At 65.6% G+C, this 24,344-nt stretch carries 20 protein-coding genes and 6 pseudogenes; 9 read left to right on the top strand and 17 right to left on the bottom strand.

Features of this window, described 5'->3' with window-relative positions; genetic code table 11:
• Positions 1–322: 322 nt before the first annotated feature.
• The 3 genes and pseudogenes from ABB55_RS00215 to trbG all read right to left on the bottom strand — a co-directional run bounded on the left by ABB55_RS00215 (position 323) and on the right by trbG (position 2,791).
• A complete protein-coding gene (locus ABB55_RS00215) occupies positions 323–559 on the bottom strand; it encodes a DUF2274 domain-containing protein (RefSeq protein WP_054361744.1) in 237 nt (78 codons plus the stop codon).
• Between the two features lie 4 nt (positions 560–563).
• Positions 564–1,784: pseudogene (locus ABB55_RS28580) on the bottom strand (TraB/TrbI/VirB10 family type IV secretion system protein); the annotation flags it as partial.
• Complete coding sequence (trbG, locus tag ABB55_RS00210; protein ID WP_420848243.1) at positions 1,781–2,791, bottom strand: P-type conjugative transfer protein TrbG; 1,011 nt, start codon at positions 2,789–2,791, stop codon at positions 1,781–1,783. The pseudogene ABB55_RS28580 and the gene trbG, both read right to left, overlap by 4 nt.
• Here trbG and ABB55_RS31205 point away from each other — a divergent pair, their 5' ends adjacent.
• The gene (locus tag ABB55_RS31205; RefSeq protein ID WP_338053639.1) at positions 2,792–3,175 is read left to right on the top strand and encodes a cupin domain-containing protein; all 384 of its coding nucleotides are present in this window, start codon (positions 2,792–2,794) and stop codon (positions 3,173–3,175) included. It begins immediately after the preceding gene.
• Between the two features lie 26 nt (positions 3,176–3,201).
• On the opposite strand, the pseudogene trbF reads toward ABB55_RS31205, so the two are convergent.
• Positions 3,202–3,747 (bottom strand): annotated as a pseudogene (gene trbF / locus ABB55_RS00205) (conjugal transfer protein TrbF); the annotation flags it as partial.
• On the opposite strand from trbF, the pseudogene ABB55_RS28570 reads away from it, so the two are divergent.
• Positions 3,747–4,335, top strand: a pseudogene (locus ABB55_RS28570) (aldo/keto reductase); the annotation flags it as partial. The pseudogenes trbF and ABB55_RS28570 sit on opposite strands and share 1 nt — an antisense overlap.
• A 104-nt stretch (positions 4,336–4,439) precedes the next feature.
• Here ABB55_RS28570 and ABB55_RS00195 read toward each other — a convergent pair.
• On the bottom strand, positions 4,440–4,754 hold the full coding sequence (locus tag ABB55_RS00195; protein ID WP_054357008.1) for a DUF736 domain-containing protein: 315 nt from the start codon (positions 4,752–4,754) through the stop codon (positions 4,440–4,442).
• Between the two features lie 459 nt (positions 4,755–5,213).
• On the opposite strand from ABB55_RS00195, the pseudogene ABB55_RS31200 reads away from it, so the two are divergent.
• The 3 genes and pseudogenes from ABB55_RS31200 to ABB55_RS30740 form a co-directional block, all read left to right on the top strand.
• Positions 5,214–5,381, top strand: a pseudogene (locus ABB55_RS31200) (capsid cement protein); the annotation flags it as partial.
• Positions 5,382–5,518: 137 nt separating this feature from the next.
• Entirely contained in the window at positions 5,519–5,719 is a 201-nt protein-coding gene (locus tag ABB55_RS31250; RefSeq protein ID WP_420848242.1) for a head-tail joining protein, read from the top strand.
• On the top strand, positions 5,653–5,811 hold the full coding sequence (locus tag ABB55_RS30740; protein WP_244471930.1) for a head-tail joining protein: 159 nt from the start codon (positions 5,653–5,655) through the stop codon (positions 5,809–5,811). Before ABB55_RS31250 ends, ABB55_RS30740 begins: the two co-directional genes overlap by 67 nt.
• A gap of 288 nt (positions 5,812–6,099) precedes the next feature.
• Here ABB55_RS30740 and ABB55_RS29425 read toward each other — a convergent pair whose 3' ends face one another.
• Positions 6,100–6,471 (bottom strand): hypothetical protein, encoded by a 372-nt coding sequence (locus tag ABB55_RS29425; protein ID WP_152981852.1) that lies wholly within the window; start codon positions 6,469–6,471, stop codon positions 6,100–6,102.
• A gap of 132 nt (positions 6,472–6,603) precedes the next feature.
• On the opposite strand from ABB55_RS29425, the pseudogene ABB55_RS30735 reads away from it, so the two are divergent.
• Positions 6,604–6,795 (top strand): annotated as a pseudogene (locus ABB55_RS30735) (DUF6441 family protein); the annotation flags it as partial.
• Positions 6,796–6,981: 186 nt separating this feature from the next.
• On the opposite strand, the gene ABB55_RS00185 reads toward ABB55_RS30735, so the two are convergent.
• Both ABB55_RS00185 and ABB55_RS00180 read right to left on the bottom strand, forming a co-directional pair.
• The gene (locus ABB55_RS00185) at positions 6,982–8,994 is read right to left on the bottom strand and encodes a ParB/RepB/Spo0J family partition protein (protein WP_054357006.1); all 2,013 of its coding nucleotides are present in this window, start codon (positions 8,992–8,994) and stop codon (positions 6,982–6,984) included.
• A gap of 408 nt (positions 8,995–9,402) precedes the next feature.
• Positions 9,403–9,756 (bottom strand): DUF2958 domain-containing protein, encoded by a 354-nt coding sequence (locus ABB55_RS00180; RefSeq protein WP_054357005.1) that lies wholly within the window; start codon positions 9,754–9,756, stop codon positions 9,403–9,405.
• A 258-nt stretch (positions 9,757–10,014) separates the two neighbouring features.
• Between ABB55_RS00180 and ABB55_RS31365 the strand changes: the two genes are divergently transcribed.
• Together ABB55_RS31365 and ABB55_RS00175 are read left to right on the top strand one after the other, a co-directional pair.
• On the top strand, positions 10,015–10,500 hold the full coding sequence (locus ABB55_RS31365) for a helix-turn-helix transcriptional regulator (protein ID WP_476742255.1): 486 nt from the start codon (positions 10,015–10,017) through the stop codon (positions 10,498–10,500).
• 342 nt (positions 10,501–10,842) lie between these two features.
• A complete protein-coding gene (locus ABB55_RS00175) occupies positions 10,843–12,252 on the top strand; it encodes a hypothetical protein (RefSeq protein ID WP_054357004.1) in 1,410 nt (469 codons plus the stop codon).
• A 104-nt stretch (positions 12,253–12,356) separates the two neighbouring features.
• Here the strand turns inward: ABB55_RS00175 and ABB55_RS00170 are convergent.
• From ABB55_RS00170 to ABB55_RS00150, 5 genes and pseudogenes are all read right to left on the bottom strand, one after another.
• Positions 12,357–13,604: pseudogene (locus ABB55_RS00170) on the bottom strand (tyrosine-type recombinase/integrase).
• A 316-nt stretch (positions 13,605–13,920) separates the two neighbouring features.
• Positions 13,921–15,471, bottom strand: coding sequence for a glutamine-hydrolyzing GMP synthase (guaA, locus tag ABB55_RS00165; RefSeq protein ID WP_054357003.1), 1,551 nt, complete (start codon positions 15,469–15,471; stop codon positions 13,921–13,923).
• A 157-nt stretch (positions 15,472–15,628) separates the two neighbouring features.
• Positions 15,629–15,907, bottom strand: coding sequence for a YiaA/YiaB family inner membrane protein (locus ABB55_RS00160; protein WP_054357002.1), 279 nt, complete (start codon positions 15,905–15,907; stop codon positions 15,629–15,631).
• 47 nt (positions 15,908–15,954) lie between these two features.
• The gene (locus tag ABB55_RS00155) at positions 15,955–16,662 is read right to left on the bottom strand and encodes a PspA/IM30 family protein (RefSeq protein WP_054357001.1); all 708 of its coding nucleotides are present in this window, start codon (positions 16,660–16,662) and stop codon (positions 15,955–15,957) included.
• A gap of 323 nt (positions 16,663–16,985) precedes the next feature.
• Positions 16,986–17,600 carry a malonic semialdehyde reductase gene (locus ABB55_RS00150; protein WP_054357000.1) on the bottom strand — a complete coding sequence of 205 codons (615 nt, stop codon included), beginning with the start codon at positions 17,598–17,600 and terminating at the stop codon, positions 16,986–16,988.
• 101 nt (positions 17,601–17,701) lie between these two features.
• On the opposite strand from ABB55_RS00150, the gene ABB55_RS00145 reads away from it, so the two are divergent.
• A complete protein-coding gene (locus tag ABB55_RS00145) occupies positions 17,702–18,622 on the top strand; it encodes a LysR family transcriptional regulator (protein ID WP_054356999.1) in 921 nt (306 codons plus the stop codon).
• A gap of 133 nt (positions 18,623–18,755) precedes the next feature.
• Here the strand turns inward: ABB55_RS00145 and ABB55_RS00140 are convergent, their stop codons facing one another.
• The 4 genes from ABB55_RS00140 to ABB55_RS00125 form a co-directional block, all read right to left on the bottom strand.
• Positions 18,756–20,810, bottom strand: a complete 2,055-nt coding sequence (locus tag ABB55_RS00140; protein ID WP_420848241.1) for a TRAP transporter permease — start codon at positions 20,808–20,810, stop codon at positions 18,756–18,758.
• Positions 20,811–21,594: 784 nt separating this feature from the next.
• Positions 21,595–22,611, bottom strand: coding sequence for a TAXI family TRAP transporter solute-binding subunit (locus ABB55_RS00135; protein ID WP_054356997.1), 1,017 nt, complete (start codon positions 22,609–22,611; stop codon positions 21,595–21,597).
• A gap of 156 nt (positions 22,612–22,767) precedes the next feature.
• Positions 22,768–23,586, bottom strand: coding sequence for an ABC transporter ATP-binding protein (locus ABB55_RS00130; RefSeq protein WP_152981851.1), 819 nt, complete (start codon positions 23,584–23,586; stop codon positions 22,768–22,770).
• Positions 23,583–24,344: an ABC transporter permease gene (locus ABB55_RS00125; protein WP_054356996.1), complete on the bottom strand. Its 762-nt coding sequence runs from the start codon at positions 24,342–24,344 to the stop codon at positions 23,583–23,585. The genes ABB55_RS00130 and ABB55_RS00125 overlap by 4 nt, the downstream gene beginning before the upstream one ends.

Here is a 24,344-nt window from a genome sequence, read left to right as displayed (position 1 = left end):
TTTCGCTAATGCGTTCTATTTGGTCAGTCTGATCCCAGTTCCGACCGCGCCCCCACTTCTTCGACACTGGCTTGGTTCACCCCTCGGCCCTCTCGTTTATGTCCTCTACTGCTAAGTCGTACACGTCCTTGTTGCTTGGGATCACACAGTCTTCCGGCAACCGGACCGCTTTGGCACCACCACAACCTACGATACTTTTCCTCGGATGAAAGCTCAAGAGCTCCAAGGAACTGTATCGGGAAAGCCCCGCCCCCAACGGGAACAGCTCGCTGCATTCTTGCACGCACGCGGCATGCCCGCCCATCGCGATACCTTGATCGCATCACGTCATCGGAGTGCCCCGTGCCCCCCTCCGCGCCCTCGCAAATCCCCGGTCCGTCGCGATGAACCGCTCCAGCATGGGCACGATCAGACGAATGGGATCGGTGGCGGCTTGACCTGCGTCGCGGGCGAGGATTTCCGCATAGGCGGTCAGGTCGCGATGCAGGCTGGCGGGTAGTTCCAGCGTGATCTTCACCGGCTTGTCGTCGGCGATCGGGCCGAGTTTCAGCTTTGGCATGACAGCCTCCATAGGGCTCAAGCACGAGATCGCGGGTGACGATCACGCGAACGGGGAAGCCTAGCCGGATGGTCAGCGTCGGGGCGATGTTGAGCTGGCGCTGCACGATCTGCTGGCCGGTCTGGTTGATGCTGTCGGATGCACCGTTGCGCAACGCGCGGATGATGTCGCTCTCCTGACCGGATGATCCCGCCTCGGCGCCGACGCTGAGCAGTGTCGACAGTGCCGCGGCCTTGAACAACTCGCCCCAATGGTAGTCGACGCCATCTTCGAGCCCGGCATAGCCCTCGGCGTCTGCATCTGGCTGGCGCTCCAACACGATTGAGCGGCCATTGGGGAAGATCAGCCGGTTCCAGACCAGCAGCACGCGGCGCTGACCGAAGCCGACGCCGTTGTCGTACTGGCCGATGATCCGCGTGCCCTGCGGCACAAGCAGAATGCGCCCGGTCGGGCTGTCATAGACGTTCTCCGTCACCTGCGCGGTGATCTGACCGGGTAGATCGGAGCGGATGCCGGTGATGAGTGCCGCCGCGATCACCGCCCCGGCCTGAAGCACATTGGCCGACGCGGGAGCGGCGATACGATCTGGCGAGACCGTGCGTTTGTCGGGCGCTTGGTTCAGAAATGCGAGCTGACGGTCCTGCGCGGAAGGCGTCGCTGGCTGGGGTGCCAGCCCGAGGCTGGCAAGGTCCGTCTGCGGCGAGACCGTCGCTTGCGGCTGCGGGACAGCGGTGTTGGCCGGTCGTGTCTCGGTCGAAGCAAAGAGACGTGCCGTCCGTGCAGCCTCCAGCTCTTGGATGCGGCGCTGCTCTTCCTGGCTGATCCCTGGATTGGGCGTCGCGATTCCCGGTGTCGGCACCGGTTGGCCGGCATTTTGGGCGCTGAGGATGGGGCGGCCGAGGTCGCCTGGCAGCGGCGGACCGAGCTTCGGGATGCCGGTATAGTCCTTCGGCAAGGCGGCAAGGCCGTCGGGCGTCGTCCGGTTGTCGGTCGAATACAGCTCCTCGTTCGTCTTGCCGCCGCGCTGGGTTTGAAGCGCGTAGATCAACGTGCCGCCGATACCGGTGCCGGCAAGCAAGCCGAGGGCGATCAGCACCTTTCGCGACAGGCGCGTCACGCGCGGCGGTTCGGGCCGCAGCCGCATCGGCGCGACCGGCTCTCCGGTCAGCGGCCGGGCCTCGTCGTCCGCGTCCGGCTTCTGACGATCGGGGTCGATCTCGCTCACGATGCCGGCCTCCCGTCGGTGCGAGAGATGCGGACGCGCTTCTGGTTCTTGTCGGCGCCGAAGCGCAATTCGGCGGCGGCGAACAACCGGTCGACGATCATGTAGTTGTCGCGGACGCGATAATTCACCAGTTCCGAGGTATCGCCCTCCGGGCCGACGACAAAGAGCGGTGGCATCTCGCCCTGACCGATACCGCGCGGGAACTCGATGAACACCTGCTTGCCGTCGTCGAAGGCGCGGAGCGGCCGCCACGGCGCGCGATCGCCGGTCACCTCGTAGCGAAAGTTGACGCGAGAGAGATCGATGCCGGTCGCCACCGGCTGGACGGCCTGCGCCTCGGCGTTCTGGCGGCGCAGCGCGATGAGCTGGTCCTGTGGATACTGCCAGGACACCGAGGCCATGTAGGTCTTCTCGGTCGAGCGCAGTTCCATATGGTAGGTGCGCGCATTGGTGTTGATGACGAGGTTGGTCATCAGCTCGGGCCGCGTCGGCTTTACGAGGATATGAACCTGCTTCGTTGCGCCCGCGCCGCTTTCGGTGTCGCCGATGATCCAGCGCACCGTGTCGCCGGCGGCAACGGGACCCGAGCCGACCAGCGTTTCGCCGAACTGCAAGGCGATATCGGTGATCTGCCCGGGCGCGGTGTAGACTTGATAGAGCGCGCCATCGACGAAAGGATAGACCTGGATGGCGTTGATGAAGCCGTTCCGGACCGGTTGCATCCGCGCGGCGGCACTGGCCTCGTTCACCCGCGCGGCCGGGTCCGGCAGTTCGGGCGTCGGCTTGCTGTCCTTGCCAACGGGTTTCAACTGACCGGGCAGCGGAAGCGGCTTCGGCAATTCCACCACCCGAACCGGCGCCGGCGGATCCGCGGTCTGAACCGCAGGCATCGCATCGTCATAGGAGATTTCGGGCGGCTTCTGCGCTGTGGCGCAGCCGGCCAAGGCAAGAACAGCGAGTATCGCACTAACGCGAGATGCTATAGCTGTCCGCAGATCACGCCACAAATGCGAAGGAGCCGAAATATGTTTCAGCAAGGAGAGTTCGGTGCGAAATTTGCTGCTTTTTCCGAACATTGGCGACCGAAAGTCATCTCGACCCTGAACGGCCAGGAGGTCAAGGTCGTGAAAGTTCAGGGGGTATTCCCTTGGCATCTTCACGAGAACTGTGAGGAGATGTTCATCGTGTGGAAGGGCCGATTTCGAGTCGAGTTTCGGGATCGGATCGTTGATATGGGACCGGGGGAATACGTCGTTGTTCCGCGTGGTGTGGAGCATCGAACAGCGGCCGATGAGGAAGCAGAGGTTATTCTCTTCGAACCTGCCGAAACCCGGAACACGGGCAACGTTGTAGACGAGACCTTCACCGCTCCACAGGGTGTAACGATTTGATGTTGATGCGTGGCCGGTGATGGTCATCATCCAAGCTCCTTCGACCAGTTGATGGCGGTGACATAGATTCCGAGCGGGTTGGCCCGGAGCTTTTCGGCGTCGCGCGGCACCTGCACGACGACGGTCAGGATGGCGGTCCAGCGCTCGGTGGAGGCGAGCGAGCCGTCCTGATAGGTCCGCTGAACCCAGGCGACGCGGAAACTGTCGGGCGACGCGCGGATGACGCTCGAGACATCGACGGCGATCTGCGTCTTGCCGACCTTGGTGAAGGGGTCGTTGGCGCGGGCGTAGTCGTTGAGCGCCAATGCGCCGGCCTGCGTGGTGAAGTCGTAGGCCCGGAGCCAGTGCTGGCGGACGATGATGGCGTCGGCCGGGATCGAGCGGACCTCTTCGATGAAGCGCGCGAGATGGAAGGCGATCTGCGGATCGGTCGGACGATAGTCGGCGGTTGCCGGAGCGATGGCCTGCGCTGCCCCGAGCTTGTCGACCTGCACCACCCACGGCACGACCGAGCCGCTCAGCGATTGCCAGACCAGCGCCACGGAGAGGCCCGCCGACAAGGCCAGTGATCCGGGTCCGCTATATCGGCGTCTCGAATTTCGCCGGCTGGCAGATCATGAAGTCGCTCGCAGCTGCCGATGCGCAGGGCTGGCCGCGCTATGTCGCCCATCAGGTCTATTATTCGCTCATCGGCCGCGACTACGAATGGGATCTGATGCCGCTCGGCGCCGACCAGGGCGTCGGCGCGCTCGTCTGGAGCCCGCTCGGCTGGGGACGCCTGACCGGCAAGATTCGGCGCGGCGTGGCCCTGCCGGAAGGAAGCCGGCCGCACGAGACGGCCCAGTTCGGCCCCCCCGGTCGACGAGGAACGGCTCTACCGCGTCATCGACGTGCTCGACGCACTCGCCGAGGAGACTGGCAAGGTCGTGCCGCAGATCGCGCTCAACTGGTTGATCCAGCGTCCGACAGTCTCCTCCGTCATCATCGGCGCGCGCAATGAAGCCCAGCTGCGCCAGAACCTCGGCGCCGTCGGCTGGACGCTGACGCCGGACTAGATCGCCCGGCTCGACGCGGCGAGCACAGTGATGCCGCCTTACCCGCATTTTCCGTATCGGATTCAGGAGGGCTTCGCTCGACGCAATCCGCCGATCATCGCCTGATGTGGGCGAGAACCTTCACCTCGATGCAACAATCCCAACGCGTTTCAAGCAAACGCAGTGGACCGAAGCCCCGAGAGAGAGCGGGGCTTCGGAGGTGTTCGGCCTCAGTCGCCGTTGCGGCGGGACCAGATGAGGTTATGGGCTTCGCCACCCTCGTCCTCGACCAAGCTGGCGTAGATCGGAGCCGGGAAGCTCGGATCGACCAGCTTGACCGAGAGATAGTCGCGACCGGTCTCGCGGGCGGTCTTCTTCCAGGCCGCGCCGAACTCGGTGGTGCCGGCGAAGATCCGATAGTCCGGGCCGCGCTCGCTGTCGCCCTCGGTGGGGACGAACTTGGCCTTGACGTTGAGGGTCAGGGTCTTGACCGTGCCGGTGATGTCGCCGTTCGCGGTCTTGGTGAAGGTGCCGATGGTCGCCATTGTCGTGTCTCCGTTCTTCGGGCCGCGCCTATCGCGACCTCGATGGTGGTCGTGCGACCGGGGACGATCGGCCCCGCACCCGGAGGGCTGAAACGCAGTGGAAGGCGGCTGGCGACGGCTTTTTTGCCTCGCGATGCAAAGCCGAAGGCGGCGGAAAAAAGCTGGCGACGGACGTTGCGGGAAGACGATCGAAGCACAGCCGGTCTTCGGTCAGACCCAATCCATTCGAGGACGCCGTGGGCTCGGCTCGGCAGAAAAATCCTGAGAACACGACACTGGTGGCGGTCGACCTCCGCAACAGACATGAAACGCTGGCGAACCCCCGGTCGCGTCAACCTTACCCCTGATCCTCAATGGCAAGGCTCGGCCATCGTCCACGGGGGACACGGGTGCTTCCGGATCTAGTCTCCTTCGCAGCGCCGACATTGGCAGGCCGGAGACGATTGTCCGCCGAGCAACGTGACTTCTCTCACCAACTGCCGACATGCCCTCACTTCCGGCCCGGGCGAGAAAGTCGGCCAGCTCTTCGGCGTCGCCACGGGCGTGTTCGAACTCACCAAGATCAGCTCGCAGGCCTGGACGGTCGGCGCGCTCGTCTACTGGGACGATACCAACAAGCGCTGCACGACGGTTACGACCGCCAACCTTCTGATCGGCGTCGCGGCTGCGGCGGTCGCAGGCGGCGCGGGCAATCCACCGGCCGCGCTCGGCTCAATGCCTCGTTCCGGGCGAATGATCCGTGATGGACGCTCTTTGCTTCGGCCATCGATGCGCTCTTCGCCGATCCCAATATCGGCGAGGACGCGCTGTGGAAGGCGGGCGGCGTTGGCGCTGGCGTCGCCGTCCGTATCATCGGCAAGTCGCCCGACCGAATGTCGGAATTCGGTGAAAGCCGCACGTGTTGCCGGCCGTCGGTATCGATATCCGGCGCTCGCAGGCGGCAACGATCACCGAGGGCGATCTGATCCTGATCGGCGCCGAGACGTTCAAGATCATCGGCGAACCGATGGGCGATGCGCTCGAGCTCGTGTCGGCCTGCGAGGCCGTAAAGGTTTAGGGCTGAGCGACAAGCTGAAATCTGCCGGGGCGATTTCCACGATTGCTGCACACGAAAACTCTTCCTGTGCTGCAACTCGCGACGACGACTGACCCACGCCTTGGCTGAAGCGAAGATCGAACGGCGGCCTTAAAATCTGACCAGGCGAGATCACTTGGTCGTTCGATCAGAATCGTTGTCAGATGAGGTAGACGCGTAACACTCAGGCCTCGTTGCGTGAGATTTCCTGCGCAGGCTGCGATACTGTCTCCTCGCGGACGATTGAACTCGGCCACATACTTCTTGGCTCTATGCATCGTCGTCGTCCTCCTCTATTTCCTCATCGCTCGTATCGGCCTCATCTTCGGTAGCCTTCACATATTGATCGCAAAGACGCGTGAACAGATCGGCAGGGGGACGCCTGTATCCACGAACGACATTAGTCTCGACACATGCAAAAAGGTCGTCGAGATCAATGATCACTAGTCCTTTGCGCAGCGCTCGGTCTTGCAGCGCTCGAACTGTCGATGTGTGGAGCCGCTCCACTTTCAGAGCAACTCGCAATTGCTCGCGCGTGATTGCAAACCGCCCACGGGATTTGCCCCGAAACGACGCCTCATAGACGCCCTCCCAAAGGAGTTGCACAACTTCCTTCAGACGATCCGTTGATACTGCGGCCATTCGCACCTCCGATCCGCAGAGCAAAAATCTGCTCCAGGGATCGGATATGACATTCGTGCACATTGCTGTCAAGTTCCCAAGATCGCTTTTAGGTATTCTTAGATCAGGAATGATAGTTCTGAGATCGAACCTATGCGCTTCACCATCCAGCGTCCCGATCTCGGCAAGGCCCTTGCTGAAACCGAGAAGGATATCGAGCGCGCCATCACGTCGGGGATGCGCGACGCCGCCGACGGCCTGAAGCAGGATCTCCGCGAGGATATCGTTGCGGCTGGGCTTGGTGAACGGCTGTCTCGGACATGGCGGGGAAAGACCTTTCCCGAGGTTGACGAAAGCACCGAGGCCTCCGCCTATGTCTGGTCGCGCGCACCGAAGATCTCCATAACCGTAATGACGGTTGCCGTCAGCGGACAGTCGAGGTCAACCGGTCGCGCGGAGAACGCCGCGCGACCGGAATTTCGTGTTGGACGGGGAGGTGGCCGGGACCGTTCGCATGGTCCCGGCTCGTCCTCACTCAGCGGCTTGGACAAACGTTTCCGGCTCCGCGTCCAGCGACGCGGGCCTTGCAGTGCGCAGTACGGGCGGCAACCAGCCGGTTCCAGCCAGAAGCTGTTCGGCAGCCTGCGCCATCTCTGCCTTCTTCAAACCCGCGATCCGCTCGGCGGCTTCATCACCGACACCTTCCTGCACGACGGCGAGGATATGCGCCTTGGTCACGCGACCGAGATAGCTCTGAACGGTCGGGGTCCAGTGCGCCGTCATGTCCAGCGTCACCACGCTTGCCAGCTTTTCCGCTGTCGCGCGGGCGTCCGGCCTCTGCTCCCATGGCACGCGAACGGCATTGACGGTCGGCGCGGCGCAATGGGCAAGCAAGGCCATCAGGCTTGCATGGTCCAGACCGGTGACGAAATCCCAAAGGTCCGCCACATCGCGCAGCATATCCGACGCCCATCCGGTATGACGATCCGCCAGCGCCTTTGCGACAGGCGTATCCTCGATCCCGTCGGCGTGGGAGGCGAGATAGGCGCTGGTCAACCGGATTTCGAGGCACGACGCTTCCCCGCCGCGATAGAAGGTCTGCGCCGCCAGTGCATGGACCACGGCGACGAGCGCCATGTCCGGCTGCTCGCCGAGGGCGAGACGTAGACCCAGGGTGCGATGGGCGGTCAGGTCGCGGATGAGAAGGTCCGACAGCGGCTTACCCGCATCCCCGGCGTCCTCATCGTCCGGCTGTGGTTGGGCATCCTCACAGCTTCCCTCATCCCCGACGATTTCGCCATCTTCCGCGATGGCCGCCCCCTCCACGTCCGACGATTTCGGGGCCTCGTCTTCGGCCCAGATGAAGCCGCGTTCGATACGGGCCGTGCCGTCGTGGTTCAGGATGACGAACACGCCACCGCGCGCGATCTCGTCGGTGTCATAGGCGTGGCGCTTGGCGTCGATCCGTTCGATCTCCGCTTCAAGCTCACCGAACCGCCGATCCACCTCGTCGGGCAGTTCCTCGTAACCTTCGTACTCCGACGACAGGCGGTCGTACTCCTCCTGCGCCGCGCCATAGGCCGCAGCGTCTTCCTCCGACAGGTCGACCGGATGCGGATAGGTCCGTCGCATCCCGTGCGCGTGGGGGAAGTCGATATGAACGGAAGCCCACTTCCATCCTTCGGCTGCCTGTACTCGCGCCGCGATGCCTTCCAGCTTGTCGATGACCAGCCTGTCCAGCAGCGTGGCGTCTTCGAAATAGCCGCCCCGATCCTCGGTGAAGAGGTCGCGGATGATGGTGCCGCCCGCTTCGGCATAAGCGTCCGAGCCGACGAAGATCGCGCGTCGGTCGGTCGCCGCGACATTCATCCTGGTCAGGTCGCGCCGGATGATCGAAGGCTCGCGGTTCCAAGACAGGCTCTCGTAGACCTGCTCCTGCCGGTCATGGTCTTCGGTAATGGCGAAGGCCATCAACTGATCCAGCGACAAGCCGCCCTCCTGATAAACCTGCATCAGCTTGGGACTGACCGCACCGAGGCGAAGCCGCTGTCTGACGACATGGGCGGTCACGCCGAACCGGGCGGCGATTTCCTCCGCGCCCCATCCGCGATCTTCAGCCAGCTCGCGGAAGCGCTCGAACTGGTCGGCGGGGTGCATCGCCTCGCGGGTGACGTTCTCGTCGAGGCTGATTTCCGTCGCGTCGTTCTCGGTATCCAGAACGCAGCGAATTGGCTCGGACTTCTTGATCTGCTTGCGCTTTACGCGCAGCAACTGCGCCAGCCTGCGGCCTTCGCCGATGGTGACGAAATAGAAGCCGGTCGGTTCGCCCTCCGCGTTCGTTTCCGGCTCCACCACCAGATTTTGCAGCATTCCCTTGGCGGCGATGCTGGCCGCCAGCGCCTCGATATGGGCTTCGCTGTGCGGGGTCTTGCGGGCGTTGCGGGGCGACTTCTTCAGCTTGTTCAACGGCACGAACAGCACCGCGCCGTTCTCGACGGCGGAGGCTTCGGAAATCGTGGCACTCGTTTCGATGGTGTCGGTCATGGTCTTGATCCTTTGGCTTGGGTTGGAGCGCAGCGCTGCGGCTCACAACCCTGGCCGTCGCCGAGACCGGGGGGTGCAAGGTGCAAGGGCGGCCGGAACGGAGGGGGATCACCCGGCCTGCACAAGCGGATCGAAACCATTGGTGTGAGTGTGGAACACGCATCCGCGCGGAAGGTCGGGGAGACCGTCCCGGCCGAGCGTCAGCGATCCCTTGCGCCGCGCCAGGGGGCAGCGCCCCCAAGCAACCGGCCCGGCGTGAGCGAAAGCGGGTGCCAGGCATGATGACCGGATCAGGATGTGCAAAACCGCCAAGCCTGAAAGCCGTCTATCCTGATCTCCGCATTTCTGGACGACAGGTGCATGGGACGCCGAAGCGCCCCGCCCGAAGGCGGGGCGCAATTGCGATCGTCAGTCGGTGACTATCCTGCCGGATTGGCGGGCGCGCCGGGCGTACCAGCTCAACGGATGCTCGGCCTTGAAGTGGAGGTCACGCTCGACCGAAAGTCGAAGCCGTCCGCGCACCGATCGGATTTCGGCGAGGCTGACGTAACCGAGCTCGGGTTCGCCAACGCCGAGATCGCAGAGGCCGAACAGACGGTCAGGGTCTTCGGGATCGGCTTCGGTGAGAAGCCAGGTGGCGCCGGCGTCGGGTGTGAAAAGTTTGACGACGGGGCGCGGATCGATGTCCTCGCCGGCGGCGCTGCGAGCGCCATTGGCGAGAAGCCGGGCATAGAGTTCGTCGGTGACGAGCGCTGCGGCCATGTCGGCCTCCCTTCGATGTCACCCTCCGATCGAGGGCGAGGAGGCGTTCGGCCGGCGCAATCGAGCGGCGCGGTCAGGCCCTACACGGTCCGGTGCGGGCCGGGCTTGACCGCGCCGCGGCGGCGGCCAGCGTTACCGGAACTCGTCGAGAGGGAAATATCGAAGGCCACAGGCACAGTGCACTCAGGAAAGGACGCAACGGGCTTTGGGGAGCAAGGGGCGTAGCGTCGGTCGCGATTGCCTTCCGATTCCCGCGCGATGGCCGCCGTTTCCCGCACGTCGACGCCTGATGTCTTCAACGCACGGGCAACATGCATCACCTTGGTCGCAGTCATTCCACTGCGATCGAAGGCGATCGACATGAAACGCGAACAGACGATTTCTCGAGAAGATCGGACCTTGGCCTCAGACACTGCGCAGCCATCCACCAGCGATCCCGCCGAGAGCAGCTCCAAGCGGTTTCAGCCGCCCGCTGCCCTGTCCAAGCGCGTGATCCGTCGCCCGGAGCTTCGCAAGATCGTGCCGCTCGCGGACACGACGATCTACGAGATGGAACAGCGCGGCGAGTTTCCCAAGCGCTTCTTCCTGACGCCGCGCTGCGTTGTGTGGGATCTGGCCGAGGTCGGAGCATGGCTCGACGGACGACGCCACGCATCGGAGACAGACGCCTTGCGCAAAGCACCGGCGCCGGATGTTCGTCAACGCCGCACCCGACCGGTCAAGCCCCCAAATCAGCTTGGATGAACGGAACTACATTTTCCTGCCGGTGGTTCGAAAGGAGTGGCCAGCCAGATCGACGTTCAGCTGGCGCCAGAGTGGGCCTTGGTCGGCGCTTTGATAGTGGGCGTTCGGCTTTGCAACTCAATCCCTGTCGTTCACTTTGACCGTCGATACTAAAAGCGGTCGTGAGTCCAGGTCATCGGCTTGGATGTCGCCAACCCGCGCCCCCGTAGCGTCATTGTGCTCAGTCCACCAGCCGGTGCGGACGGCCAGGAGAGGTAGTCCGATGAGTTTCCCGAAGACCGTCGGCAGTCTGTTCGTAAGAGTGCTTGGCCACTGCGCAGCGACCGACTACAGATTATTACCATGACGCCGTCCGAAATCGCTTTTCTCCGCAAGGCCCACCTGGAGTTCAAGAACCTGAAGCTGCCATCTAAGCGGCCGATGGACGATCGTGACCTGCACGACTTCCTCCACGGAGAGGGATTGGTCGAGACGTCGATCAATCTCCGCCTGGAAGCCGCATCCGGATTCACGCGGGCCGGAATGCTTGCACTCTCGCAGCTCGCCGGTGACCTGCGGCCTCGAAGCGAATACGGAGCCCGGTCTGTCAGCCGACAGTCGCTAGCGAAGGCGCTCGCCCAACTCGCCATCGCCATATGGGCGGAACGACCCGCTGGCCCACTCACCGACCGCGAGATCGCCGAGTTCGATGAAAAGATCAGTGCGTGGTTCGCCTCGCAGGATCTCGTTCGGACTCACTACATTCCATGCACCGTGAACGCGTGGCCGACCGAGGCATTCTCAATCGGACCCGTGCGCTTCTATCCCTTCAACGAGATCCCCGTCGAAGACTTGGGCCTCAAGAGAGAGGACGTCTGGCCGGTCGGCGAGGGTGCGATGTCCAGCCTTGCGGAAATCCACATCGGCGACCTCCTCAGGATCGCGGGGATGCGGAACGCGGGGACCATCGCTGAGGTCTCCATCCCTGGGCGGGAGAAAACCCAGTCCAACCTGACCGCGGACATCGCCGTCGACGTGGCGCTCGCGATCGTCCAACTCCTCACTCCGCCGGGGATGTTCAAGCGCGCATCGCGCGCCACGTCGCGGGCGGCGCCAGTCTGGTGGGCACGGCTCTCAACCACCGACGGCACCGTGTCGCCGGATACTCAGAATGACGAGCCCGGTCGCGCATTCGGTCCAGGTGCGCTGGAGATAGCACTGAGGCAGTGTGCTCCCGCAGTGGAATCGATGGGCAGCCGCCTGCAAAGCTACGTCGACGGAAGTGGCGTCCGACCCGCACTCGACGAGACGTGGTGCAATGCCGCCTACTGGTATCATGAGGCGGTAGCGGAGCCGCTAGACACCGTAGCCATCGCCAAGTTCGAGACGACCATCGAGGTGCTCTTCCGCTCCGAGAACTCGAGCGGCAGCAAGAAGCGGTTGCTTCAGGGCCTGGAGGCGTTCTTCGGAAAGAAGAGGGACGACGACATCGGTGGCATCACAGCGGACCAGTTGGCGGCATCAATCGTCACGTCGCGCAGCCGCGTGCTGCACGGCACTTGGCCGACGCTACATACTGAACTTCCAGACGGTAAGGGTAGTGTCGAGGTCAACATCGCGACTGCGGAACAGCTAGCACGGTTCCTTCTCATAGCCTTCTCGGAAGCGGTCGACGTCTATGGGGCTGCTGGCGCAGGGGATGATACCGTGGAAGCTCTGCTCGCTTGGAGGCTTCAGCAGTCGGCGCCGCCGGTCGTCCCACGGTCACCTTAGCAATCCATCCGAAAGTTGCCAGTCCGCCACCGGTCCCATCCCGGACGTAACAGTCTAGCTGAGGAAATGCCAAAAAGTCCGGCGCTTCGAGTTTTGCCCGATTCTCAATCGCCGCCCATAAACACCATCGATGCCGGCAACAGCGTCGGCACGCGCTTCACTCCGTTCACCCACGCATCATTCATGTCGGCCCATTCCTGGAGCATGTGGCGGCGCTGCGGTTCGTATTCCGCCTTGTTGTAGACGCCGCGCGACGAGCGCCCGTCCTCGTGGGCGAGGCACTTCTCGATCCAGTCGCTGTTGAAGCCCATCTCGTTCAGGAGCGTCGAGCCGGTCCGGCGCAGGTCGTGGACCGTGAAGGGCTCCAACGGCAGCCCCTCCTTCTTTGCCCGCGCCACGACAGCCGTGCTGACGCGATTGAAGGTTGCGCGCGACATGGGGGCGTCGGCGTCGTAGCGGGACGGCAGCAGGTAGCGCGAGTTGCCGGCGCAGGTCTTGAGCGCGATCAGGATGTCGAGCGACTGTTGCGACAGGTAGACGTTGTGCGCTTTCGATCGCTTCATGCGCTCCTTCGGGATGGTCCAGACGGCGTTCTCGAAATCCACCTCGTCCCAGACGGCGTCCTGCAGCTCGCTCTTGCGGACCATGGTGAGCAGGATCAGACGCAGGCCGAGACGTATGGTCGGCAGCGTCCGCACGTGCTCGATCTCAAGCAGCATGATCTTGATCTCAGCCGGCGACAGCGCTCGGTCCTTCGGCTGGAAGGTCGCGATCGAGGCAGGCCCCACTTCGTCGGCCGGGTTCGGCACCTTCTCGCCGTGCAGGATGGCGAAGGCGAAGATCTGTTAGACGATGTCGCGGGCGTGGACGGCGGTCGCCGGGGCGCCGCGCTCTTTCACCTTGGCACAGAGCTGTCGGAGATCGTCCGGCGTCACCTCGGTCAAAAGGCGGTTCTACCAGGCGGGGAGAATGTCGCGATCGAGGATCGCCTTGCGCATCGAGCGGGTGCTTTCCGCCATGCGCGCTTCCTTGATCCATATGCCGCTCACCGCGCCGAAGCTGCGCTCCATGGCCTTGCGCCGCTTGTCACGTTGCTTCTCTTGGACCGGGGAAAGCCCCTCCGCCAATTGCGTGCGGGCGGCGATGCAGCGCTTGCGAGCCTCGGCGAGCGTGAGGCCATCGGCGCCATAGCGGCCGATCGTCAGCGTCTCCCGGCGACCGTTCAGACGGTCGTCGTATCGGAAAGTGATTTAGCTTGTCGTGGCGACGGAAACCTACTTACCGTCACGGTCGGCCACATTGTACAATTTTTCCTTTGGTTTCAGCCTCTTGATGGCCATGTCGGTGAGCATGGGGACGGCCTCGTTGACGATCGAAAACGCCTTTTTCGAGGTCAATTCTACCGTCAAATCCGATACCGTCAATCGACGCGAATAATCGTTATATAACAGCATTCTAGAATGAATTATCGTGGGGCGCTTCCGTTTTTGGCCTGACGGTAGGGCTAAAATCCGGCTGACGGCGAAAAGCGCATACCGTCGCGCGCACCGTCAGAGCCCGTCGCTTAAGGGCGATAGGCTCCGATAGTGAATGCTTGACTTTTTGTTTGATTTCAGCTAGTTATGGGGATGTGATGATAGTTCGCGAAACGCTGCGAACCACGTCATTTCACTCCCACTCGATCGTGCCCGGCGGCTTCGACGTCACGTCGTAGACGACGCGGTTGACGCCTTTGACCTCGTTGATGATGCGGGTGGCGGCGCGGGCCAGGAAGGTCATGTCGAAATGGTAGAAGTCGGCGGTCATGCCGTCGACGGAGGTGACGGCGCGCAGCGCCAGGACGTGCTCGTAGGTGCGGCCGTCGCCCATGACGCCGACGGTCTGGACCGGCAGCAGCACCGCGAAGGCCTGCCAGATGGCGTCGTAGAGGCCGGCCTTGCGGATCTCGTCGAGATAGATCGCATCGGCCTTGCGCAGCGTGTCGAGCTTGTCCTTGGAGATGCCGCCGGGGCAGCGGATGGCCAGGCCCGGGCCCGGGAAGGGATGGCGGCCGACGAAGGCCTCCGGCAGGCCGAGCTCGCGGCCGAGTGCGCGGACCTCGTCCTTGAACAGTTCGCGCAGCGGCTCGACCAGCTTCATCTTCATGCGCTCGGGCAGGCCGCCGACATTGTGGTGCGACTTGATCGTCACCGACGGGCCGCCGACGGCCGAGACGCTCTCGATCACGTCCGGATAGAGCGTGCCTTGCGCGAGGAAATCGGCGCCGCCGATCTTGGCGGCCTCGGCGTCGAAGGTCTCGATGAACAGGCGGCCGATGATCTTGCGCTTCTGCTCGGGATCGGAGACGCCGGCGAGCGCGCCGAGGAAGGTCTCGCTGGCGTCGACATGGACGAGCGGGATGTTGTAGTGGCCGCGGAACAGGCGGACCACCTCCTCGGCCTCGTTCAGGCGCATCAGGCCGTGGTCGACGAAGATGCAGGTCAGCTGGTCGCCGATCGCCTCGTGGATCAGCACCGCGGCGACCGCGGAATCGACCCCGCCGGACAGGCCGCAGATGACCTTGGACGTGCCGACCTGGGCGCGGATGCGCGCGATCATGTCCTGCCGGAAGGCCGCCATGGTCCAGTCGCCGGCAAGACCGGCGACGCGGTGGACGAAATTGGCCAAGAGCTTCGCGCCGTCGGGCGTGTGCACCACCTCCGGGTGGAACATGAAGCCGTAGAACTTGCGCGCCTCGTTCTGGATGATCGCGAAGGGCGCGTTCTCCGAGGTGCCGGCGACCTCGAAGCCCGGCGGCAGGGCGACGATGCGGTCGCCATGGCTCATCCAGACGGTGTGCCGTTCGTCGGCGTCCCAGATGCCTTCGAGCAGGGCCGAGGGCTTCCTCACGTCGACCAGCGCGCGCCCGAACTCCCGGTGATGGCCGCTCTCGACCCGGCCGCCGAGCTGCTCGGCCATGCACATCTGCCCGTAGCAGATGCCGAGCACCGGCACGCCGGCCTCAAACACCGCCTGCGGCGCGCGCGGGCTGTCCTCCTCGGTCGTCGAGGCCGGACCGCCGGACAGGATGATCGCCTTCGGGCGCATGGCTGCGAGCGCAGCCTCGGCCTTCTGGTAGGGGACGATCTCGGAATAGACCCCGGCCTCGCGGACGCGACGGGCGATCAGTTGCGTCAGCTGCGAGCCGAAATCGACGATGAGGACAGCGTTCGTGTGCATGGACGGGGTTTAAGGCCTTCGCCCGGTTCGCGCAAGATTTCCGCGGCCTTCGACCTGCCATGCGGCGCCGGGCGGGGTCGGGCCGGTGTGCCCGCCCCTACCCGACCGTCCCGACCCGCCCGTCCCTACCCGACCGGCCTTGCCGACCGGGCGGCGATCACATGTCGGTTCCCTTGACGCGCATCAGGATCTGTTCGGTGCGGGCATCCTCGATGCGGCTCGCCAGGCGGCCGGCCTCGTGATTGTCGCGCAACGTCTTGGTCAGCGTCACGATCGACTGCACCAGCGTGACGATGCCCATGCCGAGATAGCCCTTGCTCCACCAGTCGACGGGGAGGAACAGGACGCCGGCGGCGACCAGGCCGGCGGCGGCGAAGGTCGACGCATAGGTGAAGCTGACCCAGGCGGAGGTATGCGGCGTGGCGGCGGTGGTCATGGCGGTCTCTCCTTCGATCAAAATCTTGGTGCGGGGTCGGGAGGGCTTCAGAGGCCGGCCGGCGGGTCGCCGGCCATGCGCCGCCTGAGGCGGGCGATCACATCGTTCGCCGTGGCCGACGGGCGGGATCCGTGGCCCGCAGCGGCCATGCGGGCGGCGACCGCGTCGGGACCGGTCTCCCGCTCCAGCCCGTCGAGTGCGGCTTCCGCGTCGGCGACATGCCTCTGCCGGCTGCGCAGGCGCTCGAGCGTGGTCTCGGCCTCGCGCAGGGTCGCCCGATGCAGCGACGGGGCTTCGATGCGGCCGCGGCGCAGGGTACGGACCGCTTCCGCGGCGCGGGCGGTGCGGCGCCCGCGGTCGAGCCGGGCGAGGCGGGCCTCGGCATCGGCGACATGGGCCTTGAGCCGGCCGATTTCGGCGGCGAACAGGCGGCGGGAGTCGGCGGCCGCGCTGCGGTCGGCCTCCAGCCCGGCGATCGCCGCGGCGCCCTCCTCGGCGAGCCCGTCGTCGCCGACTTCGAGTGCGGCCATGACGCGGGCCTCCAGGTCGCGGATGCGCGCCTCGGCCGCCGCGATGACGCCCTCCTCCGCGCGGTCGCCGGCGATGGCCACGGCCAGCGCCTTGCGGGCCTCGGCCAGGGCGGCGGCGCCGTCGCGGATCTGCTGGTCGAGCAGCGCGAGGGCATGGCGGTCCGCAAAGGCCTCCTCGGCCGCCGCCGCCTCGCCGCGCATCAGGGTGATGATGGTCTTGAGCATCGGCTCGCTCCCGTAATGAACATTGTTCATATGCAGACGATACCGCAAAATGAACGTTGTTCAATACAGAACGCGAAGATCCCCGCGCCCTTCACGACACCGTGATGGCGCACGGCGGGTGCGGTCCGGCAGCCGGTCGGGCTGACCCCAGCGCCCACGCGAAAACACCGGCAGGGTGCGGGCCCTGCCGGTGCTAACGCGACGGGATCGGGAAGGCCGCCGGGAATAGAATCCGGCGGTTCCGGTCAGGGTGGGACCACCCTCAGGGATGGGCTGCCGTCGAAGACCGGTCGCCTTCCGGCGCGGTCCGTGACTGGCGGCCTTCAGGCGAAGCGGGCGATCTCGCTGGCGTCCAGACGCGGCAGGCGGCCGAAAAGCGTCGCGCGGTCGCCATAGCCGATATTGATCAGCATGGTCGCATGCAAAGGCTCGTCGGCGAAGAAGGCGGCGTCGACCTTGGCGGCGTCGAAGCCGGTCATCGGGCCGGTATCGAGGCCGAGCGCGCGCAGCGCCAGGATCAGATAGGCGGCCTGCAGGGTGCTGCTCTGGTTGGCCGACGCTTCGGCGAAGGCGGCGTTGCCGGCGAACCAGGAGCGCGCGTCGGCATGCGGGAACAGCCGCGGCAGCTTCTCGAAGAACTCGCGGTCATAGGCGACGATCGCGGTCACCGGGGCCGCCATGGTCTTGTCGAGGTTGCCCGGCGACAGGGAAGGCTTCAGCTTTTCCTTGGCTTCGGCGCTCTTCACGAAGACGACGCGCATCGGCAACGTGTTGGCGGCGGTCGGCCCCATCTTGGCCAGCTCGATGGCCTCGGTCAGCAGCGCGTCCGAAACGGGGCGGTCCTGGAAGGCGTTGAAGGTGCGCGCCTCGCGGAACAGGAGGTCCAGATCGGCCTCGGCGAGGCGGGTGTCGGCGGCGATGCGGGCGGGAGCATTCATGGGAGCCATCCTCGTAGGTCTTGTGTGCCCCCGAGATAGGCCGCAATGTGCATCGCAGCAATCGGCATTAAACCGGCATGTTCTATCGGTACAGATGATGGATGATCGAAAACCTCACGCTCGACCAGTTGCGCGTCCTAATCGCCGTCGCCGAAACCGGCAGTTTCTCGGGCGCGGCCCGGCGGCTCGGCCGGGTGCAGTCGGCGGTCAGCCAGGCGGTGCAGACCCTCGAGGCGACGCTCGGCCTGCCGGTTTTCGACCGCTCGGGGCGGACGCCGGTGCTCAACGAGGCCGGCAGCGCCATTCTGGGCGATGCGCGCCGGCTGGTCGACGGCGCCCGCGCCTTGCGGGCGCGGGTCGCCGACATGGCGGCCGGCCTCGAACCGGACCTGCCGGTCGCGGTCGATTCGATCTTTCCGGTCACGGTGCTGGCCGACACCCTGCGGGCGGTCGCCGCCCGCTACGAAAGCCTCGCCGTGACGGTCTTCACCGAGGGGCTCGGCGGGCCGGAAAGCCGCCTGCGCGAGGGCGTCGTGCGCCTGGCCATCGGCGTGCATCGGGAGGGCCCGGACACCGCCGATCTCGATACCGAGTTCCTGACCCGCGTGCAGCTGGTGCCGGTCGTGGCGGCTTGCCATCCGCTCGCGGCGCGGCCGGGACCGCTGGCGCCGGCCGATCTGCAAGACGAGGTGCAACTGGTGCTGACCGACCGCACCCCGCTGACCCGCCACCGATTCGGCGGCATCCTGAGCCGGCGCATCTGGCGCTTTGCCGACATGAGCACGCGGCTCGAATTCCTGCTCGGCGGCTTCGGCTGGTGCAACATGCCGCGCCATATGGTCGAGGGCCATATCGCGGCCGGGCGGCTGGTGCCGCTTGCCATCACCGGCGCGCCGCCGGCCTCCCTGCCCTTGCACATCCTGAAGCCGCGCGACCGGCCGCTCGGCCAAGCGAGCCGATGGTTCGTCGCCGACCTGCGCCGGCGGCTCGACCAGTGCCCGGGGCATTTCGGCGCCCTGTAGCGGCCGCCCGCGCCGGCCTTTCGGGACAGGTCTGTCGGGACGGGTCCGTCGCGAACCGCCGGCCCGGTCTGCGCCCGTGCCGCCCCTCCCCCGTCGGCCGCTCTCCCGTCCGCTGCTCTCCTGTCCGGCGGTCTCAGGCCGCCATGCTGGCCGCCCGCCGGCGCGCCAATTGCGCCAGGATGACCGGTGCCGCGAGCACCAGACCGGCGATCGACGACCAGATCTCGGGCGCGATCAGCAGGATCGACGCCACGGCGAGCACCAGGCGCTCCCAGAGCCGCGCCGGCACCAGCAGATAGGCCGAGAAGGCCGCGGACAGGAAGGTGATGCCGATCACGCAGCCGGCGAAGGCGGTCGCGAAGTCCGGCCAGTTGAAGCCCTTGGCGACCAGCAGGATCGAGGGCGAGAAGACGAACACGAACGGCACCAGGGCCTTGCCGAGCGCGAGCCGGAAGGCGGTGTTGCCGGTCTTGAACGGGTCCGCGCCGGCCATGCCGGCGGCCGCATAGGCGGCGATGGCGACCGGCGGCGTGATGTCGGCCAGCACCCCGTAATAGAACACGAAGAAATGCGCCACGATCGGCTCGACGCCGAGGAGCCCGAGCGCCGGGGCGGCGACGGTCACCATGATGATGTAGGTCGCCGTGGTCGGGATGCCGCAGCCCATCAGCACGCAGACGATGGCGGTCAGGATCAGCGTGAACAGCAGCGTCAGCGTCTGCAGGCCCATCACCCAGGCCGGCAGCACGGCGGCGCTGGCCTGCGCCATGTCGGCCGCGAAGGACGTGACGATGAAGGAGATCTTGAAGCCGACCCCGGTCAGCGTGACCACGCCGACGACGATGCCGACGCAGGCCGAGGCGACGCCGACCGCGAGCGCATATTTGGCGCCGTCGCGCAGGCCTTCGACGATCTCGATCGGCCGCATCCGCCGCATCGGGTTGAAGAGGCCGACCAGCACCGCCAGCGTGATGCCGGTGAAGGCGGCGAGATAGGGCGTGTAGCCCGCAAACAGCATGTAGATCAGGCCGATCAGCGGGATCACGGTCGGCCAGTCGCGCTTGAAGGCTGCCTTCAGGTCCGGCATCTCGTCGGGCCGGAGGCCGCGCAAGCCGTCGCGCTTGGCCTCGAAATGGACCTGCATGAAGACGCCGAAGAAATGCATGAAGGCCGGGATGATCGAGGCCAGGATGATGGTCGTGTAGGGCAGGTTCAGGAATTCGATCATCAGGAAGGCGGCCGCGCCGAGGATCGGCGGGGTGATCTGGCCGCCGGTCGAGGCGGTCGATTCCACGGCGGCGGCGAAATGCTTCTTGTAGCCGAGGCGGACCATCATCGGGATGGTCAGCGAGCCGACCGTGACCGTGTTGGCGACCGAGGAGCCCGAGATCATGCCGAACAGGGCCGAGCCGAAGATCGACACCTTGGCCGGGCCGCCGGCATAGCGACCGGCCACCCAGGCGGCGCAGTCCAGAAAAAGCTGGCCGAGGCCGATCCGGGTCGCGAACACGCCGAACAGCACGAAATGGAACACGTAGGTGGCGACGACGCCGAGCGCGACGCCATAGATGCCCTGGCTGGTCAGATAGAGGTGGTTGACGAGTTGCGACACCGTCGCGCCCGGATGGACGAAGATGCCCGGCATCTGCGGACCGAACAGCGCATAGGCCATGAACGAGATCGCGATCAGCGGCAGCGGCCAGCCGATGGTGCGCCGGTTGGCCTCGATCAGCAGCACGATCAGGATCGCGCCGAGCGCCACGTCGGTGCTGGTCGGATTGCCGACCCGGAAGGCGAGATCGTCGAGCGGGATCAGCGGCACATGCAGCACCGCGGCAAGGGCCGCGGCGAACAGGACCCAGTCGAGCAGCGGAATTCCGAGCGGCGTCATGAACCGGCTGGCCGGTGGCGCTTCGTAGCCGCGCGGCGTCGCGGGGAAGACCAGGAAGACCAGCCCGAGCACGAAGGCCAGATGGATGCCGCGATGCAGCATCTCGGACAGGAGCCCGAAGCCGGCGGTGTAGTAGTGGAACAGCGACAGAGCGACCAGCGCGCCGCCGACGATCCGTCCGGCCAGCGAGCCCAGCGGCCGGAAGCGCATTTCGGGATCGAACTTCTCTTCCAGTTCGCGCGCCTTGGCTTCGTCGAGTTCAAGCTGGGTCATCGAAAGATCCGGTGGACGAGAGATCTGGGGGGAGACAGTCCGCGGGTCCCGACGGCGATCGGCCGCCGGCGCCTGCAAAGGGTCGCGGATTGGCGGGAGACCGGTGCCCGAAGGGCGGATGAGGGGGCGCGATGCCGCGGCCCCGTCCGAACTTCCGGTTCGGCTCGGACCGGACGCGGACCGCAGATCCGGCGGAAATCCAACCGATCCACCCCCTCATCCGGCCTTCGGTCCCCTTCTCCCCCCCCTCAGGGGGCGAAGGGGAAGGAGCCGAGGGTTCGGACGTGAGGACACCCGCCCCAAGCTCCCATCTCCCGGTTTCCTCCCCTTCTCCCCTTGCGGTAGAAGGTGCCCGAAGGGCGGATGAGGGGGGGCGATGCCGCGGTCCCGTCCGAACTTCCGGTTCGGCTCGGACCGGGCGTGGACCGCAGATCCGGCGGAAAACCGCCCGATCCACCCCCTCATCCGGCCTTCGGCCACCTTCTCCCCCCTCAGGGGGCGAAGGGGAAGGAGCCGAGGGTTCGGACGTGAGGATACCCGCCCCAAGCTCCCATCTCCCGGTTTCCTCCCCTTCTCCCCTTGCGGGAGAAGGTGCCCGAAGGGCGGATGAGGGGGCGCAATGCCGCGGCCCCGTCCGCGCTTCCGGTTCGGCTCGGACCGGGCGCGGACCGCAGATCCGTCGGATTTCCGCCCGATCCACCCCCTCATCCGGCCTTCGGCCACCTTCTCCCCCCTCAGGGGCAGAAGGGGAAAAACGCGGGATCGGATCATGCCCGGGGTCCGGCGGACCGGCTCCGATCTCAACCCCTCACTTCAGGAGGCCGACTTCCTTGTAGAACTTCTCGGCGCCGGGATGCAGCGGCACGCCGAGGCCGTCGAGGGCGGTTTCCTTGCGGATGGCCTTGCCCTTGGCGTGGCCGGCATCCATCAGCTTGCGCGAATTGTCGTTCCAGAGCGCCTTGGTGACGCCGTAGACGAGGTCGTCGGCGATCTTGGTCGAGGTCACCCACTGGGCGTTGACCGAAATGGTCTCGATCGTCCCGACATCCTTGTAGGTCCCGGCCGGGACGGTGTCCTTGGCGAAGAATTTGTAGTCGGCGAGGATCTTGGTCGATTCCGGCCCGGCGATCGGCACCAGTTCGACGCCGGCCGAGGTTGCGAGCTCGGAAATCGCGCCGGCCGGATAGCCGCCGACGAAGAAGAAGGCGTCGAGCGCGCCGTCGCGCAGCCGGTCGCCGGCCGCGTTCGGCTTCAGATATTCCGGCTTGATGTCCTTCTCGGAGATGCCGTAGGCGCCGAGCACGATGCGGGCATCGATCAGCGTGCCCGAACCCGGCTCGTCGAGCGAGACGCGCTTGCCCTTCAGATCCGCCGGCGACTTGATGCCGGCGCCCTTGCGGGCGACCAGATGGATCGTCTCCGGATAGAGATTGGCGATCGAACGCAGGCCCTCGACCTTGTCCTTGCCCTCGTAGACGCCGGTGCCGGTATAGGCCCAATAGGCCACGTCCGACTGGGTGAAGCCGGACTCCATGCCGCCCGACGCGATCGCGTTGATGTTGGCGACCGAGCCGTTCGAGGCGACCGCCGTGGCGATCAGGCCCGGCACGCCACAGGAACCGCCCTGGTCGCAGGGCCGGCTGCCGGGCGGGTTCGAAATCGCATTGGCGAGCAGGCCGCCGATCGGGAAATAGGTGCCGGCGGTGCCGCCGGTGCCGATGCGGAAGAATGCCATCTGCTGGGCGGCGGCCACGCCGGCCCCCGCCACCACGGCAACCGCCAGACCGGCCGCCACGATCCGCTTCAACGTCTTCGTCACATTCATGGTTTCGCTCCCCGGCAAGCCCCTCGCCCGCCGCCGCTCGTGATGATGACGGCAGGCTATCAGGTCGATACCGAGGGGCAACCGGGAAATGCGCGGGCGCGCAGGCGGTTCCGCCCTTGCGCCGCCGGTGGGCGAGCCACGTCCACCCCGTGGGATCTACCCCTTCACCTCGCGCCGGAACACGTCGAGCGCATGCGCCTTGGCGGCGACGAAGCGCGGATCGGACATCGAATCCGGCGTACGCGGACGCGGCATGTCGAAGGTCATGTATTCGGCGATGCGCGTCGGCCGCCGGGTCAGGAGCAGCACCTTGTCGGCGAGATAGACCGCATCCTCCAGGTCGTGCGAGACGATCACCATGGTGACGCCGGACTTCAGGTAGATCTCCTGCAGCTTCTCGCGGATGAACAGCGTCATCTCGTAATCGAGCGCCGAGAAGGGTTCGTCCAGGAACAGGACTTCCGGGCGCGGCGCCAGGGCGCGCATGATGCAGACGGTCTGCTGCTGGCCGCCGGACAGTTCGTAGGGGTAGCGGTTCAGGTCGAACTGGATCTCGAAGGAGGCGATCAGCTCCTCGACCCGGGCCTTGACGGCGGGTTCCGGCATGCCGGCCCGGCGCAGCGGATAGGCGATGTTGTCGATCGACTTCAGCCAGGGAAACAGCGCCTCCCGGTACTGTTGGAAGACGTAGCCGATCACGGTCTGCTTCAGGCTCTTGCCGTCGAACAGGATCGAGCCGGAATCGACCGGGATCAGCCCGGCGATCATGTTCATCAGCGTGGACTTGCCGCAGCCGTTCGGCCCGAAGATCGAGACGATCCGGCCTTCCGGCAGGTCGAGGTCGAAATCGCGGTAGAGCGGCTGGCCCTTGAAGGCCTTGTTGAGGCCGCGCACCGTGATGTGCGTGCGCTCGCGGCGCAGCGCCATCGGCAGGTCCGCCGCGGCGGCGGCGAGGTCCCGTCCGGCCATGTTCATTTGCCGCTCCAGTGGATGAAGCGCTTCTCAAGGAGGAGGAACGCCAGGTTGAGGAGATAGCCGAGCGCCCCGGTGATCAGGATCGAGGCATACATGTCCTTGACGTTCAACACCTGCTGGGCGTCGATGATGCGGTGGCCGAGCCCGGTTTCCGAGCCGATGAACATCTCCGCCACGATGACGATGACGAGCGCGATCGAAACCCCGGTGCGCAGGCCGACGAAGGTCTGCGACAGGCTTTCCCAGATCAGCACGTCCTTGAAGATCTGCCAGGAATTCGAGCCCATCACGCGCGCCGCCAGGATGCGGGTCTTGCGTGCGTTCATCACCCCGTAGGCGCTGTTGAACAGGATCACCAGGAAGGCCGCGAAGGAGGCGATGGCGATCTTGTTCGCGTCGGTGATGCCGAAGATCAGCAGGAACAGCGGGATCAGCGCGCTCGACGGGGTCGAGCGGAAGAAGTCGATCAGGAACTCCACGCTTCGATAGGCGGATTCCGACGCCCCCAGCGCGACGCCGATCGGCACCCCGATCGCCGCCGCGATGACGAAGGCCGTGCCGGTGCGCAGGAAGGTCGAGGCGACGTCGACCTGCATGCCGCCCTTGCCGAAGGATGTGAACAGATGGGCGACCGTCTCGAAGGGCGACGGGAACAGCACCTTGTTGACGAGCCCGTAGGCGACGGCCAGGTACCAGACCGCGAAGAACAGGATCGGCCCGATGATGGGCAGGAGACGGCGGGCGTCGAAGGTCTCCAT

This window comes from Prosthecodimorpha hirschii, assembly GCF_001305515.1.
Classification (GTDB): Bacteria; Pseudomonadota; Alphaproteobacteria; order Rhizobiales; family Ancalomicrobiaceae; genus Prosthecodimorpha; species Prosthecodimorpha hirschii.
The sequence above is the reverse complement of the archived record's forward strand: the minus strand, read 5'-3'. Positions and strand labels throughout refer to the sequence as shown.